Origin of the sequence: Streptomyces sp. NPDC007808 (assembly GCF_042868655.1) — a bacterium.
Classification (GTDB): domain Bacteria; phylum Actinomycetota; class Actinomycetes; order Streptomycetales; family Streptomycetaceae; genus Streptomyces.
Genome location: NZ_JBIAEQ010000019.1, coordinates 15,661 through 30,997, shown reverse-complemented (window position 1 = coordinate 30,997; position 15,337 = coordinate 15,661). Strand labels below are relative to the sequence as shown.

The window sequence follows — 15,337 nt, the reverse complement described above, 5'->3', positions numbered from 1 at the left end:
TCCGACTCTATCAGATCTTTCCGATCCGATTTCCTCGGTGCTTTCCAGGTTCCCGCTCTCGCGTTTCCCTTTCCGGCGCTTCCGACTTTATCAGAACTCTCGGGCCGGACTGACCAGCCGCTCAATTTCCGATTCATCGGGAGAGGCTTCTTGGGAATCAATGTTCCGCCGAAGCAGATAGATTTTCGCTCGGCCCGGGTGGACTGCATCCACTTCCAGGCAACTGTTCGAATCTACCTCCCCACACGTTCCGTGTCAACGGCTCCTGCGGGGCGAAGAGGAGACTAGCAGCTCAGCAGGTCCATACGCACATCAGGCCGCCGTGGGAACCGTGGCGCTGCGCTCGGCCTCCTCGACGTCGCCGGTCTCTCCGGCGCGGGCAGCTCGGCCGCCCAGGACATAGACGTAGGCCAGGAAGGCCAGTTCAGCGGCGATACCGATGCTGATGCGAGCCCAGGTGGGCAGGCCCGAGGGAGTGACGAAGCCTTCGATGACGCCGGAGACGAAGAGGACCAGGGCGAGTCCTATCGCCATGCCGATGGCGGCACGTCCCTCTTCGGCTAGGGCGTGGCGTCGGGAGCGCGGGCCTGGGTCGATGAGTGTCCAACCGAGACGCAGGCCGGTGCCGGCGGCGACGAAGACCGCTGTCAGTTCGAGGAGCCCGTGCGGCAGGACGAGGCCGAGGAAGGTGTCCAGGCGTCCTGCCGACGACATCAGGCCGAAGCCGACGCCGAGGTTGAGCATGTTCTGGAAGAGGATCCAGAGCACCGGCAGGCCCAGGAAGACGCCCAGGATCAGGCAGAGGGCGGCGGCCCAGGCGTTGTTCGTCCACACCTGGGCGGCGAAGGAGGCGGCGGGGTGGCTTGAGTAGTACGTCTCGTACTGGCCGCCGGGGCGGGTGAGCTCCCGCAGTTCACTGGGGGCCGCGATGGTCGCCTGTACTTCGGGATGCGTGCCTATCCACCAGCCCAGGAGTGCCGCGACGAGGGTGGACAGGAGCGCCGTAGGCACCCACCAGTGGCGCGATCGGTAGACGGCTGCGGGGAAGCCGTGAGCCAGGAAGCGCGTCACGTCGCGCCAGGAGGCACGGCGTGTGCCCGTGACGGCACTGCGCGCGCGTGCCACCAGTTGGCTGAGGCGGCCGGTCAGCTGGGGGTCGGGGGCGCTGGACTGGATCAGGGAGAGGTGGGTGGCGGTGCGTTGGTAGAGGGAGACGAGTTCGTCGGCCTCTGTGCCGGTGAGGCGGCGCTGGCGCCCGAGCAGGGTTTCGAGGCGGTCCCATTCGGCACGGTGGGCGGTGACGAAGACGTCGAGGTCCATCTGCTTTCCTGCTCCCCGGCTGTTCGTCGGCGACTCGTCTTGGATGTCAGCTTGTCGCACTGCGACGCGATGCGCCCTCAGCTTGGCAGACTGGCCATTCCAGGGGCAGGTCAGGGGAAGGACGTACGGCGTGAGTGAGCTGGTGACGGGTGAGGCGGTGGCGCTGGAGTTGCGCCCCGCGAAGCTGCCCAGCAGGGCGCTGGCCGTGTTGTTGGATCTGACAGTGGCCGTGGTCGCCTATGTCGCCGTGACCATTGGAGTGATGGCCGCCACCGCTTCGCTGGACGAGGCGGCGCAGACCGCGCTGTCGATCGCGATGTTCGTTCTGTTGCTCGTCGGCGGGCCGATCGCGGTCGAGACGCTCAGCCATGGGCGCTCGCTCGGGAAGCTGGCGTGCGGGCTGCGTGTGGTGCGCGACGACGGCGGTCCGATCCGGTTCAGGCATGCGTTGGTGCGGGGTCTCATCGGTGTGATCGAGATTCTGATGACGTTCGGCGTCATCGCCGTCATCGCTTCGCTGGTGTCCGCGCGCGGGCGGCGGCTCGGTGACGTGTTCGCGGGGACTCTCGTCGTACGGGAAAGGGTGCCGCTCGCCCGCACGGGGTTGGTTCCCCCGCCCCCGCCGTGGTTGGCCGGGCGGTTCTCGGGGCTTGATCTGTCGGCGGTTCCCGATGACCTGTGGCTCGCCGTCCGCCAGTACCTGACGCGGATGCAGCAACTCGACCCCCAGGTCGCCTGGAACATGGCGGAGCGGCTCGCGACGGACGTCGCCGCGCGTACCGGTGCTCCGGCGCCGCAGGGTGTGCCGCCGGCGGCATTCCTGGCCGCCGTTCTGCAGGAACGGCAGGCCCGGGAGGCGAGGCGCGCTTTCGGTGGCGGGGTGGCTGCGGGCGGGGCCGCTGGTGGTGCGGGTCCCGTGAGCGGTGCGGGGGCTGCGGCTGGAGCACCGACCCCGCACGCATATGGACAGCATGTGGTGGCGGCCGGGTCTCCATCGCCGCTGACGGACCCACACAGTGGGCCGGCGGCTCCGGTGGGCGATCAGCCGGCGGGTCGGACGGAGTGGGAGCGACCTTCCGTGCCGCAGGAGGCGGCTCAGCAGCCGCCGGCCCCTCCACGCGCCGCAGCCCCGCAGGACACGCCACCGGACAACCGGCCCGCCACCGGCTTCGTACCGCCCGCGTAAGGCTTCGCAGTCCCTGGGCGGCGGCCGCCCGATGGCCCGGTCGTGCCCGCATCGCTCAAGTGAACGTGGACGGTGGCGATTCCAGGTTTTCCAGCTCGACGCCGGGGGCGGCGAGGACCACGTCGCCTGCGATGTGCACGGCGTGCTGCTCACCTGTGTCCAGGGCTGTGACCTGGTACTCGTCCACTGTCAGAGGGCCGTTGTCAGTGGCGTGTGTTTCTCTGTTCACCAGAGCCCAGGACTGGTCCACGGTGCGCGGGGCCAGGACCGGGTCCGTAAGGGCCAGGAGGCGTACGCGAGTTGCGGAGGCGGAAGGGGTGAGGCGCAGGAGACGGGTGGTGGCGATGAGGAACGCGGGGGACGACCCGGTGAAGGCATGGGCGCGCACATTGCCTTCCGTGGCCTGAGCTCCGGTGGGGTCGGTACGGACCCAGGTGACGCCGTCCAGGGCGGCGCCGCGTACCTGCCAGCCGCCGGCGTGGAGTTCGAGGCGGATGGGGCGGCCGAGTTCGTCCAGGGCGAGGTCGACGGAGCCGCTGTGGTCGCCCGCGGGAGTGGTCAGCTGGGAGACGTAGCGCCAGCCGGAAGGGCCGGGGGCGCAGTGGAAGTGCTCTTCTGCGAGGGGGGTGTGATCGTGCGGATCGTGGAGCGAATAACGGCCGCGGGGCATCGGGGTCCTGGGTCTTGACGGGCTGATCCGGCCCTATCGGCTGGAGAAGCCGCGTGGCCGAAGAGGCAGGCCCCCGACACGGGGGTGCGGGGGCCTGTCTCGGAGGTTCGCTGCTGGGCTGCGCGCCAGTGCACGGGCGCCCTCAGTGGAGGCTGCCGTGCGTAGCGCGCACGCCTGCCGGCGTCCAAGAAGCGCCGGCCCAGGCCGGTGGTTGCCTTGTGAGGCGTACCGCCCAGCGGTTCGTTCGGGCGGTGCGGCTCACGGCGACTCGGATCGGCCCTGGCTGGGCTCAGTAGCGGTAGTGGTCCGGCTTGTACGGGCCCTCGACCTCGACACCGATGTAGGCGGCCTGCTCGGGGCGGAGCGTCGTCAGCTTCACGCCGAGCGCGTCCAGGTGGAGGCGGGCGACCTTCTCGTCGAGGTGCTTGGGCAGCGTGTACACGCCGGTCGGGTAGGCGTCGGGCTTGGTGAACAGCTCGATCTGGGCCAGCGTCTGGTCCGCGAACGAGTTGGACATCACGAACGACGGGTGACCGGTGGCGTTGCCCAGGTTCAGCAGGCGGCCCTCGGACAGGACGATGATCACCTTGCCGTCAGGGAAGGTCCAGGTGTGCACCTGGGGCTTGACCTCGTCCTTGACGATGCCCGGGATCTTGGCCAGGCCGGCCATGTCGATCTCGTTGTCGAAGTGGCCGATGTTGCCCACGATCGCCTGGTGCTTCATCTTGGCCATGTCCGAGGCCATGATGATGTCCTTGTTGCCGGTCGTGGTGATGAAGATGTCGGCCTTGTCGATGACCTCGTCGAGGGTCGTGACCTGGTAGCCGTCCATCGCCGCCTGCAGGGCGCAGATCGGGTCGATCTCGGTGACGATCACGCGGGCGCCCTGTCCGCGCAGGGACTCCGCGCAGCCCTTGCCCACGTCGCCGTAGCCGCAGACCACCGCGGTCTTGCCGCCGATGAGGACGTCGGTGGCGCGGTTGATGCCGTCGATCAAGGAGTGGCGGCAGCCGTACTTGTTGTCGAACTTCGACTTCGTGACGGCGTCGTTGACGTTGATCGCCGGGAACAGGAGGGTGCCGTCGCGCTGCATCTCGTACAGCCGGTGGACGCCGGTCGTGGTCTCCTCGGTCACGCCGCGGATCTCGGAGGCCAGCTGGGTCCACTTCTGCGAGCCGTCCGTGATGGTGCGGTGCAGGAGTTCGAGGATGACGCGGTGCTCGTCGGACTCGGCGGTGTCGACGTCCGGGACCTTGCCGTCCTTCTCGTACTCGACGCCCTTGTGGACGAGGAGGGTGGCGTCCCCGCCGTCGTCCAGGATCATGTTCGGGCCGCCGGTGGGGCTGTCCGGCCAGGTCAGCGCCTGCTCGGTGCACCACCAGTACTCCTCCAGGGTCTCGCCCTTCCAGGCGAAGACCGGGATGCCCTGGGGGTTGTCCGGCGTGCCGTTCGGGCCGACGGCGATGGCGGCGGCCGCGTGGTCCTGGGTGGAGAAGATGTTGCAGGAGGCCCAGCGGACCTGGGCGCCGAGAGCGGCCAGGGTCTCGATGAGGACGGCGGTCTGCACGGTCATGTGCAGGGAGCCGGTGATGCGGGCGCCGGCCAGCGGCTGGGCCTCGGCGTACTCCTTGCGGATCGCCATCAGGCCGGGCATCTCGTGCTCGGCGAGGGTGATCTCCTTGCGGCCGAACTCGGCCAGGGAGAGGTCGGCGACCTTGAAGTCCTGTCGGTTCTCGACAGTCGTCATTGCGAGCTGCTCCTCGGGGTTGGGTCGAGGGTGGGTACGGCTGGTCTGCGCGGCGGCGGACACAGGGGTGCCCGAAGAGGACACAGGCATGCCCGCGTAACGCGCAGCGCAGTCCGTCGGAGGCCCTCTCTCCCTCGGTCGGTCCGTGTCGGGACCGCCCGACCGCCATCAGCAGCGACGTCTGGCTCTGTCCCAAGCTACACCGGGACCCCCGGCCGCCCCCAGTCCGCCTGCGAACAGATCACGCCATCAAGACGGCCGCTCCCGGCGGCGACGGGTCTGGTGACGGCCTGGTGTGAGGACGGGGGGCGGGAGCGATAACAGGACACCAACAAACCGTCGACAGGAGGCAATCCAGCGGGATCTGCACGGATCTTCTGGTCTTTGAGTCTGCGGCGAGGTGGTGCAGGATGCCCGGGAGATCTGACCAACTGATCGATCCTGCGGGTCGCCCGGGACGGCGGTTCGCATGACAAAGGCGTGAGGAGATCGATGTGACCAGTCCGGCCGGCCCTCCCCCCACGGGCAGCGGCGGTGGCGAGCGGCAGCGGTTGAAGCTGCTCGCGGTGACCGCGTGCCCGACCGGCATCGCGCACACGTACATGGCGGCGGAGAAGCTCGCGCAGGCCGCCGAGAGCCGCTGTATCGACATGAAGGTGGAGACCCAGGGATCCATCGGGGCTGAAAACATCCTCGATGACAACGATGTCAACCACGCTGACGGTGTCATCGTCGCCGCGGACAAGGACGTGGACCTGAGCCGTTTCGTCGGCAAGCGGGTCCTGAGCGTCGGGGTGGCCGAGGGCATTCGCCACCCTGAGCAGCTGATCGAGCGGGTGTTGTCGGCGCCGGTGCACGGGACGGGCGGCGCTCCGACGTCCTCCTCCACCGCCGGAGGCGGCAAGGAGCGGAGCGTCGGCTACAAGGCGCTGATGAACGGGGTCAGTTACATGATTCCGTTCGTCGTGGTCGGCGGGCTGCTGATCGCGATCTCGCTCTCGCTCGGCGGGCACACCGACCCGTCGGGCGGTCTGGTCATCCCGAAGGACTCCTTCTGGATGGATGTGAACAACATCGGTGTCATCGGGTTCACGCTGATGGTGCCGATCCTGTCCGGATACATCGCGTATGCCATCGGGGACCGGCCCGCCCTCGTGCCCGGCATGATCGGTGGCTGGATCGCCAACACCGGCGAGTTGTACGGCTCCAAGGCGGGGGCCGGGTTCATCGGGGCGATCGTGACCGGGTTCCTCGCCGGGTACCTGGTGGTGTGGATCAAGAAGGTCAGGGTTCCGAAGTTCGCGCGCCCGATCATGCCGATCATCGTGATCCCGATCGTGGCGACGACAGCGCTCGGGCTGTTCTTCATCTACGTCATCGGCGAGCCGATCTCGTGGGTGTTCGAGCATCTGACCGACTGGCTCAGCGGGATGACGGGCACCAGCGCGATCCTGCTCGGCGCGATCCTGGGGCTCATGATCGCGTTCGACATGGGCGGGCCGGTCAACAAGACGGCGTTCCTCTTCGGCGCGGGGCTCATCGCGACCGGCAACCAGACGGTCATGGGGATGTGCGCGGCGGCGATCCCGGTGATGCCGTTGGGGCAGGGGCTGGCGACGCTGATACGGAGGCGGCTGTACACCGAGCAGGAACGGGAGACAGGGCTCGCCTCGCTGTTCATGGGGTGCTTCGGGATCTCCGAGGGCGCGATCCCGTTCGCCGCGGCGCGGCCCGCGCAGGTCATCCCGGCCAACATGCTGGGCGGCGCGGTGGCCGGAGCCATCGCCGGTGTCGCCGGGGTCGAGGACGCGGTGCCGCACGGCGGCCCGATCGTGGCGGTCCTGGGTGCGGTGAGCGGCGTACCGATGTTCTTCGTGGCCGTGGCCATCGGCTCGGTCGTCACCGCGCTGGCCACGGTCGCCCTGGTCGACGTCGGTGAGCGCAGGCGGCGGGGGGAGCCTGTCATCGGCGGCGGCGCGGCCGGCCCCGAGCCCGCGCTGGTCGGGGTGGGCGCCGGGGGTGTCGTGGCGCGGGGGACCGTACGCGAGTCGGGGGCGGTCGGGGCCGGTGCGTCCTCCGGGGCCACGTCGACAGGGCCGGCGGGGCCCGGGGAGAGGACGGAGATGGCGGAGACGCCGGAGATGGCGGAGACGCCGGAGACGGCGGAGACGGCGGAGTTCGAAGAGGCCGAAGAGAGCGTGGACCGCGCTCCGTCTGTCCTCGGGAGCGGAGCGGACGAGGTTCTCTTGGGTGGTCTCACCCTGCAGACCGTGAAGGTCCGGCTCGACGCGGCCGACAAGGTGTCCGCGATCCGGGAGATGGCTGAGCTGCTGGCGCGTACCGGCCGGGTCGCCGACCTGGACGAGCTGGTGGCGTGCGCGCTGCGGCGGGAGGCACAGGGCACGACCGGGCTCGGTGAGGAGATCGCGATTCCGCATGCCAAGACGGATGCGGTCACCGCGCCGGTCGTCGGCTTCGCGCGGTCGGCGCAGGGCGTGGAGTGGGGCTCGCCGGACGGTACGAAGGCGCGGCTCGTGTTCATGATCGCCGTACCGGAGGCGGCCGCGGGTGACGAGCATCTGCGGATTCTGGCGCAGCTGTCGCGGAGACTGACGGACGCGGGGTTCCGGGAGCGCCTGCTGGCCGCGCCGGACGAGTCCGCCGTCCTCGGGGCGCTGCGCGAGGTCGGGTAGCAGCGGGGCCGAGGCCGCCTCCGGTGGGCGGAGGCGGCGTCCGGTGGGCCAGGGCCGCGTCCAGTGGGCCAGGGGCCGCTAACGGTGGGCAAGGGCCGCCAGCGGTGGGCCGGGCGCGGGCCCGCACAGTCCGGTCATGTACGGCAGCTAAGCTCTGCGCCCGCGGAAGGGCCGCATGGGGGGGTACGCAATGTCCGGCAAGGGGCGGGGACTGGGGATCGCAGCCGTCGTGGTGGGGCTGGTGGGGCTGCTGTCGGGGCTCGGTGGTCTCGCCTACGCGCGGTACGCCTTCGGTGGTTCGGTCGTGTCGAGCGACAGCATGACGCCGACGTACGGTCCGGGGGACCGGATCTTCTACGAGCGGATCGACGGCAGCGACGTGCGGCGCGGTGATGTCGTCGTGTTCTCGGCGCCGGACCGGTACGGCTTCGACGCGCTGGTGATGGAGCGCGTCATCGGCGTGGGCGGCGACCATGTGACGTGCTGCACGGGAGCGGGCGCGAAGACGCGGGTCCTTGTCAACGGACGGCCGCTCCAGGAGCCGTATCTGAAGAGCCCCGAGGACAGCCGTGGGTTCGGCGTGGCCTCCTACGACGTGTCGGTTCCCGAGGGGCGGCTGTTCATGCTGGGCGACCATCGTGCGAACGCCCGTGACGCGCGGGCCTTCCTCGACGACCAGGGCGGGACGCTTGCGGAGTCGGTGATCCGGGGACGTGTGATCGAGGACGTGACGGTGCCCGCGGTGCTCGGGACCGCGATGGTGCTCGGGGTGCTGCTGGTGCCGGTCGGGGTCGGTCTGGGGATCGCCGCCGTGGTCGTACGGCGACGGGCACGGGCCGCGGTGGCGCCTCCGCCGCCGTGGGCGGTGCAGGGCTGAGGAGGTGCACGAAGCCCATGGGGCCCGCCGAGTGACTCGGCGGGCCCCATGGCCGTTGCGGACAGCGCCGCTTGGGGGACGTCAGTGTCCGGCGCTGGGCATCGGTCCCCCGGGCGTCGCCTCGCGGTCGGGGCCCTTGGCCGCGTCGGCCTCGCTGTAGATGTCGGGTTCGAGGTAGATCACGCGGGCGATCGGGACGGCCTCGCGGATGCGGGACTCGGCGGCGTCGATGGCGGAGGCGATCTCGGCGGCCGTGGCGTCGTGCCGGACAGCGATCTTGGCGGCTACCAGGAGCTCTTCGGGGCCGATGTGCAGCGTGCGCATGTGGATGATGCGGGTGACCGCTTCACCGTCGACGACGGCGGCCTCGATCTTGTTGACCTCGTCGAGGCCGGCGGACTCGCCGAGCAGCAGCGACTTGGTCTCGATGGCCAGGACGACCGCGATCAGGACGAGCAGGACGCCGATGCAGATGGTGCCGATGCCGTCCCAGACGCCGTCACCGGTGAGCAGGGCCAGGCTGACGCCGCCCAGGGCGAGGATCAGGCCGACCAGCGCGCCGAGGTCCTCCAGCAGCACGACGGGCAGCTCGGGGGCCTTGGCGTGGCGGACGAACTCCTTCCAGGACTTGCGGCCCCGCAGGACGTTCGACTCCTTGATGGCCGTGCGGAAGGAGAAGGTCTCGGCGATGATCGCGAAGACGAGGACGCCCACCGGCCAGTACCAGTGCTCGATCTCGTGCGGGTGCTTGATCTTCTCGTAGCCCTCGTAGAGGGCGAACATGCCGCCGACCGAGAACAGGATGATCGAGACGAGGAAGGCGTAGATGTAGCGTTCGCGGCCGTAGCCGAAGGGGTGCTGGGGGGTCGCCTCGCGCTGGGCCTTCTTGCCGCCGACCAGCAGCAGGGCCTGGTTGCCGGAGTCCGCGAGCGAGTGCACGCCCTCGGCGAGCATCGACGACGAGCCGCTGAACGCGAACGCCACGAACTTCGATGCCGCGATCGCGAGGTTGGCGGCGAGTGCCGCCACGATCGCCTTGGTACCGCCTGACGCGCTCATGTGTCGCGTTGTCCCTTCGACTTCGTACGTACGCCGTCCCGGGCGCCGCCGAAGGGGAAGCCTGGCCCCCGATCGGCTTTGCCCGTCCTTTGCCGGTGGGCCATTGTTGCAGCCCGCTCCGACATTGGCGCGCCGGGTCGCCGGATGGTGTCCGTCAGACGACGACCGTTGCCCGGAAGACCGTACCGGCACCGGCCAGTTCGGTCCGCTCGCCTGCCGGTACGAAGACGGATCCGCCCGGCGTGAGCAGGTGCTCCCCGACATGGACGGAACCGGCGGTGCAGAGCAGGATCTGCGGGGTCGCGCGCGTGAGGTCGTGGGCGACGGTGCCCTCCGGGAGGACGTACCGGGACAGCCGGAACTCGTCGATCGGGGTCTCGTAGACTTCCTCGCCGTCCGGGGCTGCCTCGGGGCGCAGCACGCCCGGGTCGCCCGCCTCGAAGCGGACGACGCGCAGGAGTTCGGGGACGTCGACGTGCTTGGGGGTCAGGCCGCAGCGCAGGACGTTGTCGGAGTTGGCCATGATCTCGACGCCGAGGCCGCTGAGGTACGCGTGCGGGATGCCGGCACCGAGGAACAGGGCCTCGCCGGGCTGCAGCCGGACATGGTTGAGCAGCATCGCGGCGATGACACCGGGGTCGCCCGGGTAGTGGTGGGCGATGTCGGCGTACGGGGCGTGGTCGCCGCCGAGGCGGGAGCAGGCGGCCGCGGCCTCGGCGACGGTGTGGGCCATCTCGTCCGGGTCGGCGGTCAGGATCGCGGTGAGCACCTCGCGCAGGGCGGCGTCCTCGGGGTGGGCGTGCAGCAGGTCGACGTACGGCTTGAGGGAGTTGACGCCGAGGCCGTCCAGCAGGTCGGCGGCCCGCAGCGGGTCACGGAAGCCGCACAGGCCGTCGAACTCGGTGAGCGCGCAGATCAGTTCGGGCTTGTGGTTGGCGTCCTTGTAGTTGCGGTGGCCGGCGTCCAGCGGGATGCCCCGGCGCTCCTCGTCCTCGTAGCCGGCCCTCGCCTGTGCCAGGTCGGGGTGCACCTGGAGGGAGAGCGGAGCCCCGGCGGCGAGGATCTTGAGCAGGAAGGGCAGTCGGGGGCCGAACTTGGCGACGGCGGCGTCGCCCAGTTCACGCGCCGGATCGGCCTCGATGACCTCGACGAGGGTGCCGCGCCCGGTGCGCGAGGGGGCGCCGGGGTGTGCGCCCATCCACATCTCCGCCTGCGGTTCGCCGGTCGGCTCAGCCCCGAGGAGCTTCGGGATCGCGGTGGTGGAACCCCAGGCGTAGGGGCGGATGGTGTTGTCGAGGCGGTCCATGCGGTTCCGTGTCTGCTCTCTGTGAGTGCGGCGCGGCGTGGTCTTCGGTGGACGCGGGTCCGGCTTGCGCACGGCTGCCGGTTCCTTGCGCGTACGGCTGTCGTTTCCTTGTCCGTACGGCCGCCAGGGCGCCCTGGGACAGATCAGACAACCGAGGCGAGCGCCAGGTAAACGGCGGCGAAATCCGTGATGGCGATCAGTTCCGCGAGGGTCTCCAGTTCGCCACCGGCCTCCGGCTCCAGTTCGCTGATCGGCGTGTCGTGGCTGAGAGCCAGGTCGCGGGCGGTGGGCGCGGCGGTGAGGCCGCCGCTGGGGCGGTCGCGCAGCAGCACCACGCGCGCGTGCAGGGCCGGTGGCTCCTCCACCCGGTCGCGGAAGAAGTCGTCGGGGTCGGCGCTCGCCGCGAGGGGGCCGGCGAGCAGCGCGCTGTGCGAGGAGAGGGCCTCGGGCAGTTCGGCGACCAGGGCGGGGTGGCCGGAGAGCTCGGCGAGCGCGGCGGCGAAACGCCGGCCTGCCGGGCCGGCTGAGACGCCCTCGGTCCAGATCAGCGGGAGGGTGTCGGCGAGTTCGGCGGCCAGGGTCTTCGCCGGGTTGCTGTAGGTCGCGATGGCGGGGCCGCAGCGTTCGGCGATGTGGTCGAGGCGGTCGGCGACTTTCTCCAGGGCGTCGGGCGGGGCGGCGAGCGTGCCGGTGCGGTCCAGGAGCGCCAGGAGGGGGGTGAGCAGCGCCCACAGGACGCCGGGGGCGGAGGCGGCGAGGGGTTCGTCGTGCTCGTACGGGGTCGTCGCCATCGGTACGAACAGGCCGTGGTTGCCGTGCACCGCCTCGGTGAGCGGGGTGCCGGAGGGTGCCACCGCGACGACCGTGCAGCCTCGGCGGTAGGCCTGCTCGGCGAGCAGGGACAGGCCCGGCTCGGTGCCGTCGGGAGTGGTGATGATCAGCAGGTCCACGGAGCCCGCCCAGCCGGGCAGCTCCCAGCGCAGGGCACCCGCGGCGGGTGCCACCCCGGAGGGGGCCAGCCGGGTGACGGGGCTGGTGGAGCCAGCGAGTGTGCCGAGGAGGTCGGCCACGCAGATGGCGGCGGCGCCGGGGCCCGCGATGAGGACGGCGCGGGGGCGGCCGTCGGGCTTGAGGTCGTGGACGCCGGCCTCGGCGGCGTGCCGGGCGGCGGTGCGGACGCGGGCGCCGGCTTCGGCCGCACCGCGGAGCAGGGCACGCCGGTCGGCCTCGGCGAGCGCCTCCGGCGTGTCGAGCAGCGATTCGTCGAGCATGGTCGGCAGCCTCCGAGCGCCGGGGCGGACTGGGGCGGAGCGGGCTGTGGGGCGTTCCGTGGTGCGGGGCCGGCGGGGCCGGTTTCCGTCGGTACGGGTCCGGATTCCGTCGGTACGGGTCCGGATTCCGTCGGTACGGGGTCCGGTTTCCGTCCAGCGCGAGCGGGTGGTCCTCCGCTCGGGCCGCCGGTCCTCATGGCGCCATGGACCGAAGGCCGTACGCCGGTGTCGAACGCCCGTGACCTCAGGGGTCAGGCGGGGCGGCGGGCCTCGTCCACCAGCAGAACGGGGATGCCGTCGCGGACGGGGTACGCCAGGCCGCAGTCCTGGCCGGTGCAGATCAGCTCGGCCTCCTGCTCCTTGAGCGGGGCGTGGCAGGCCGGGCAAGCGAGGATCTCCAGGAGGCCGGCTTCCAGCGGCATGGCGGGTCCCTTCAGGGTGGGTTGCGCGGTACGTGCGTGTGTGCGGATGTGCCTGGTCAGCGTACCGCCGGTGAGGGCGGGGTGCCGGGGTTGGGCGGGGGCGGGCCGGACGGGTCGGGCGGTGCCGCGGCGGCCGTGCGCGGGTCACGGCCCCGCCGCGCTCGCCCGTCCCGTCCCGTGGGGCTCCGGGCCCTTTCGTCGTCAGCCCCGGATGATCGCCAGCACCTCGTCCCGTACCTTCGCCATCGTCGCCTCGTCGCGCGCTTCCGCGTTCAGGCGGAGCAGGGGCTCGGTGTTGGACGGGCGGACGTTGAACCACCAGTCGGCCGCCGTGACGGTCAGGCCGTCGAGCTCGTCCAGACGCACGTCCTCTCGGCCTTCGTACGTGGTCTTGATGGCCGCGAGACGGCCCGCCTGGTCGGCGACGGTGGAGTTGATCTCACCGGAGCCCGTGTAGCGGTCGTACTGCGCGACCAGGTGCGAGAGCGGGCCGTCCTGGCCACCGAGGGCCGCCAGGACGTGGAGGGCGGCCAGCATGCCCGTGTCGGCGTTCCAGAAGTCCTTGAAGTAGTAGTGGGCGGAGTGCTCGCCGCCGAAGATGGCGCCGGTCCTGGCCATCTCGGCCTTGATGAACGAGTGGCCGACCCGGGTGCGGACCGGGGTGCCGCCGTTCTCCTCGACGACCTCCGGTACCGACCAGGACGTGATCAGGTTGTGGATGATCGTGCCCTTGCCGCCGTGCTTGGCGAGTTCACGCGAGGCCACCAGGGCGGTGATGGCCGACGGGGAGATCGGGGCGCCGTTCTCGTCGACGACGAAGCAGCGGTCGGCGTCGCCGTCGAAGGCGATACCGAGGTCGGCGGACTCCTCGCGGACCCGCTTCTGGAGGTCGACGATGTTCGCCGGGTCCAGCGGGTTGGCCTCGTGGTTCGGGAACGTGCCGTCCAGCTCGAAGTACATCGGGACGAGGGTGAGGGGCAGGCCGGCGAAGACTGTGGGGACGGTGTGGCCTCCCATGCCGTTGCCCGCGTCGACGACGACCTTCAGGGGGCGGATGGTCCTCAGGTCGACGAGGGAGCGGAGGTGGGCCGCGTAGTCCTCCAACGTGTCCCGCTGCGTGATCGTTCCCGTCTGCGCCGCGGGTGCCGGGGCGCCCGACTCCGTCCAGCCCTCGACCAGTTCGCGGATCTGCGCGAGGCCGGAATCCTGGCCGACCGGGGCCGCGCCCGCTCGGCACATCTTGATGCCGTTGTACTGCGCCGGGTTGTGCGAGGCCGTGAACATCGCGCCGGGCAGGTCAAGCGCTCCGGAGGCGTAGTACAGCTGGTCCGTCGAGCACAGGCCGATCTCGGTGACGTCGACGCCCTGCGCCGCCGCTCCGCGCGCGAAGGCGCGGGACAGGCCGGGCGACGAGGGGCGCATGTCGTGCCCGATCACGATCGCGCTCGCGCCGGTCACTTGGACGAAGGCGGCCCCGAAGAGCTCGGCCAACGGCTCGTCCCACTGGTCCGGGACGACCCCGCGTACGTCGTACGCCTTCACGAGCTGTGACAGATCAGCAGCCACGGCCAACCCTCCTGGAAGTCCTGTCGGTCACCCCAAACTACCCGCCCTCACCGGCAGCACGCTGTGTGGCCGCTGAGTGGACCCCCAGCCGTAACCTCAGGTCAGCGCGGAGGTCAGGGCAGCATCCAGCCCGGCACCGGTGAGCTCTGCCCGACGACGATCAGAGACACCACCAGCAGCAGGCCGAGGCGCCACCGGCAGCACCCGCCCCAGCAGCTCCCCCGCCCGGCCGGTGAGCCCCACCGCCGCGCACACGATGGTGAGGTTCTGCGGCGAGATCGTCTTGCCGAGCACACCACCTGAACTGTTGGCGGCGGCCAGGAGTTCCGCGACAGCCCCGACTCCCGGGCAGCCGTCACCTACGAGGCGCCCGTCAGTGCGTCGTCCGAGGTGTCCGACCCGGAACCCGGAGACTCCGCGACGGCCACGCGCGCGTGCACACCAACGACGACCGCCGCACCCACCCCGGCGAGCACGCGAGCAACGCGTACGCCCGCACGACCTCCGCCCCGGGTCGTCCTCGCCCAGCGGCAGTCCGGTGACCTGAGCCGGCGTCACCACCGGCGTCACCACCGGCGTGCCCATGTCGCCGAAGGCCACGGGCGCGTGTCGGCGACCAGCGCGACGACCGCCGCGCTGGTCGGCTCGAACCCGAGCGCCACCAGCATGACCGAGCAGATCGCCACAGGCGCCCCGAATCCGGCGAGCGCCCCCGGCAGGCCCCCAAGCAGAAGGCGGCGCCGAGCACTTGGGAAACGTCGAAGAGGCGTCCGAACCAGCGCCGCAGGACGTCGAGATGGCGTGTGCGGACGGTCATCCGATGCACCCAACGGGCAGGGCGTCGACCACGATCCACAGGATGACGATCCACAGGATGGGGAAGAGCCCGGAGGCGGCGCCCTGGGCGCCTCTGAGAGCGTCTGACCGAGGGCGGCACCCCGTGCGCGAGTCAGGCGACCAGAACGGCCGCCAGAAGTCCCGGCGAGACCGGCGGGATACGCCTTCAGGCGCACAACGCCCGGTGAGGCGAGGACGATCACCAGCGGCAGTGCCGCCACCAGGGCGGACAGGCCGAGCGAGCCGGCCACGGGTTCCAGTTCGTGGACGTACAGGGCGCCGCCCGGATTCCGACACGCGGAAAGCCATTTCTCGATCCGGCAGACGGAAAAGACCAGTCCGCGCCAACGAGACGTCAACGCCTGTGCGTCATCCGCGACACC

11 protein-coding genes and 1 pseudogene are annotated in these 15,337 nt (G+C 70.8%); 3 read left to right on the top strand and 9 right to left on the bottom strand.

Features of this window, described 5'->3' with window-relative positions:
• Positions 1–312: 312 nt before the first annotated feature.
• Positions 313–1,320 (bottom strand): stage II sporulation protein M, encoded by a 1,008-nt coding sequence (locus tag ACFYNL_RS39615; RefSeq protein ID WP_388813105.1) that lies wholly within the window; start codon positions 1,318–1,320, stop codon positions 313–315.
• A gap of 130 nt (positions 1,321–1,450) precedes the next feature.
• Between ACFYNL_RS39615 and ACFYNL_RS39610 the strand changes: the two genes are divergently transcribed.
• Entirely contained in the window at positions 1,451–2,506 is a 1,056-nt protein-coding gene (locus tag ACFYNL_RS39610; RefSeq protein ID WP_388813103.1) for an RDD family protein, read from the top strand.
• A 55-nt stretch (positions 2,507–2,561) separates the two neighbouring features.
• Here ACFYNL_RS39610 and ACFYNL_RS39605 read toward each other — a convergent pair whose 3' ends face one another.
• Positions 2,562–3,176, bottom strand: a complete 615-nt coding sequence (locus tag ACFYNL_RS39605) for a hypothetical protein (RefSeq protein ID WP_388813100.1) — start codon at positions 3,174–3,176, stop codon at positions 2,562–2,564.
• Positions 3,177–3,465: 289 nt separating this feature from the next.
• Positions 3,466–4,923, bottom strand: coding sequence for an adenosylhomocysteinase (gene ahcY, locus ACFYNL_RS39600; protein ID WP_388813098.1), 1,458 nt, complete (start codon positions 4,921–4,923; stop codon positions 3,466–3,468).
• A gap of 494 nt (positions 4,924–5,417) precedes the next feature.
• Between ahcY and ACFYNL_RS39595 the strand changes: the two genes are divergently transcribed.
• Both ACFYNL_RS39595 and lepB read left to right on the top strand, forming a co-directional pair.
• On the top strand, positions 5,418–7,616 hold the full coding sequence (locus ACFYNL_RS39595) for a fructose-specific PTS transporter subunit EIIC (protein WP_388813095.1): 2,199 nt from the start codon (positions 5,418–5,420) through the stop codon (positions 7,614–7,616).
• Positions 7,617–7,791: 175 nt separating this feature from the next.
• Entirely contained in the window at positions 7,792–8,493 is a 702-nt protein-coding gene (gene lepB / locus ACFYNL_RS39590) for a signal peptidase I (protein WP_388813093.1), read from the top strand.
• An 81-nt stretch (positions 8,494–8,574) separates the two neighbouring features.
• Here the strand turns inward: lepB and ACFYNL_RS39585 are convergent, their stop codons facing one another.
• The 6 genes and pseudogenes from ACFYNL_RS39585 to ACFYNL_RS39560 form a co-directional block, all read right to left on the bottom strand.
• Entirely contained in the window at positions 8,575–9,552 is a 978-nt protein-coding gene (locus tag ACFYNL_RS39585; RefSeq protein WP_388813091.1) for a cation diffusion facilitator family transporter, read from the bottom strand.
• A gap of 154 nt (positions 9,553–9,706) precedes the next feature.
• Positions 9,707–10,858: a mannose-6-phosphate isomerase, class I gene (manA, locus tag ACFYNL_RS39580; RefSeq protein ID WP_388813088.1), complete on the bottom strand. Its 1,152-nt coding sequence runs from the start codon at positions 10,856–10,858 to the stop codon at positions 9,707–9,709.
• Between the two features lie 143 nt (positions 10,859–11,001).
• On the bottom strand, positions 11,002–12,129 hold the full coding sequence (locus ACFYNL_RS39575) for an SIS domain-containing protein (RefSeq protein ID WP_388813085.1): 1,128 nt from the start codon (positions 12,127–12,129) through the stop codon (positions 11,002–11,004).
• A 251-nt stretch (positions 12,130–12,380) separates the two neighbouring features.
• Positions 12,381–12,551, bottom strand: a complete 171-nt coding sequence (locus ACFYNL_RS39570; protein WP_015659983.1) for a Trm112 family protein — start codon at positions 12,549–12,551, stop codon at positions 12,381–12,383.
• Positions 12,552–12,752: 201 nt separating this feature from the next.
• Positions 12,753–14,117 (bottom strand): phosphomannomutase/phosphoglucomutase, encoded by a 1,365-nt coding sequence (locus tag ACFYNL_RS39565; RefSeq protein WP_388813083.1) that lies wholly within the window; start codon positions 14,115–14,117, stop codon positions 12,753–12,755.
• A 113-nt stretch (positions 14,118–14,230) separates the two neighbouring features.
• Positions 14,231–15,229, bottom strand: a pseudogene (locus ACFYNL_RS39560) (L-lactate permease).
• Positions 15,230–15,337: the final 108 nt, after the last annotated feature.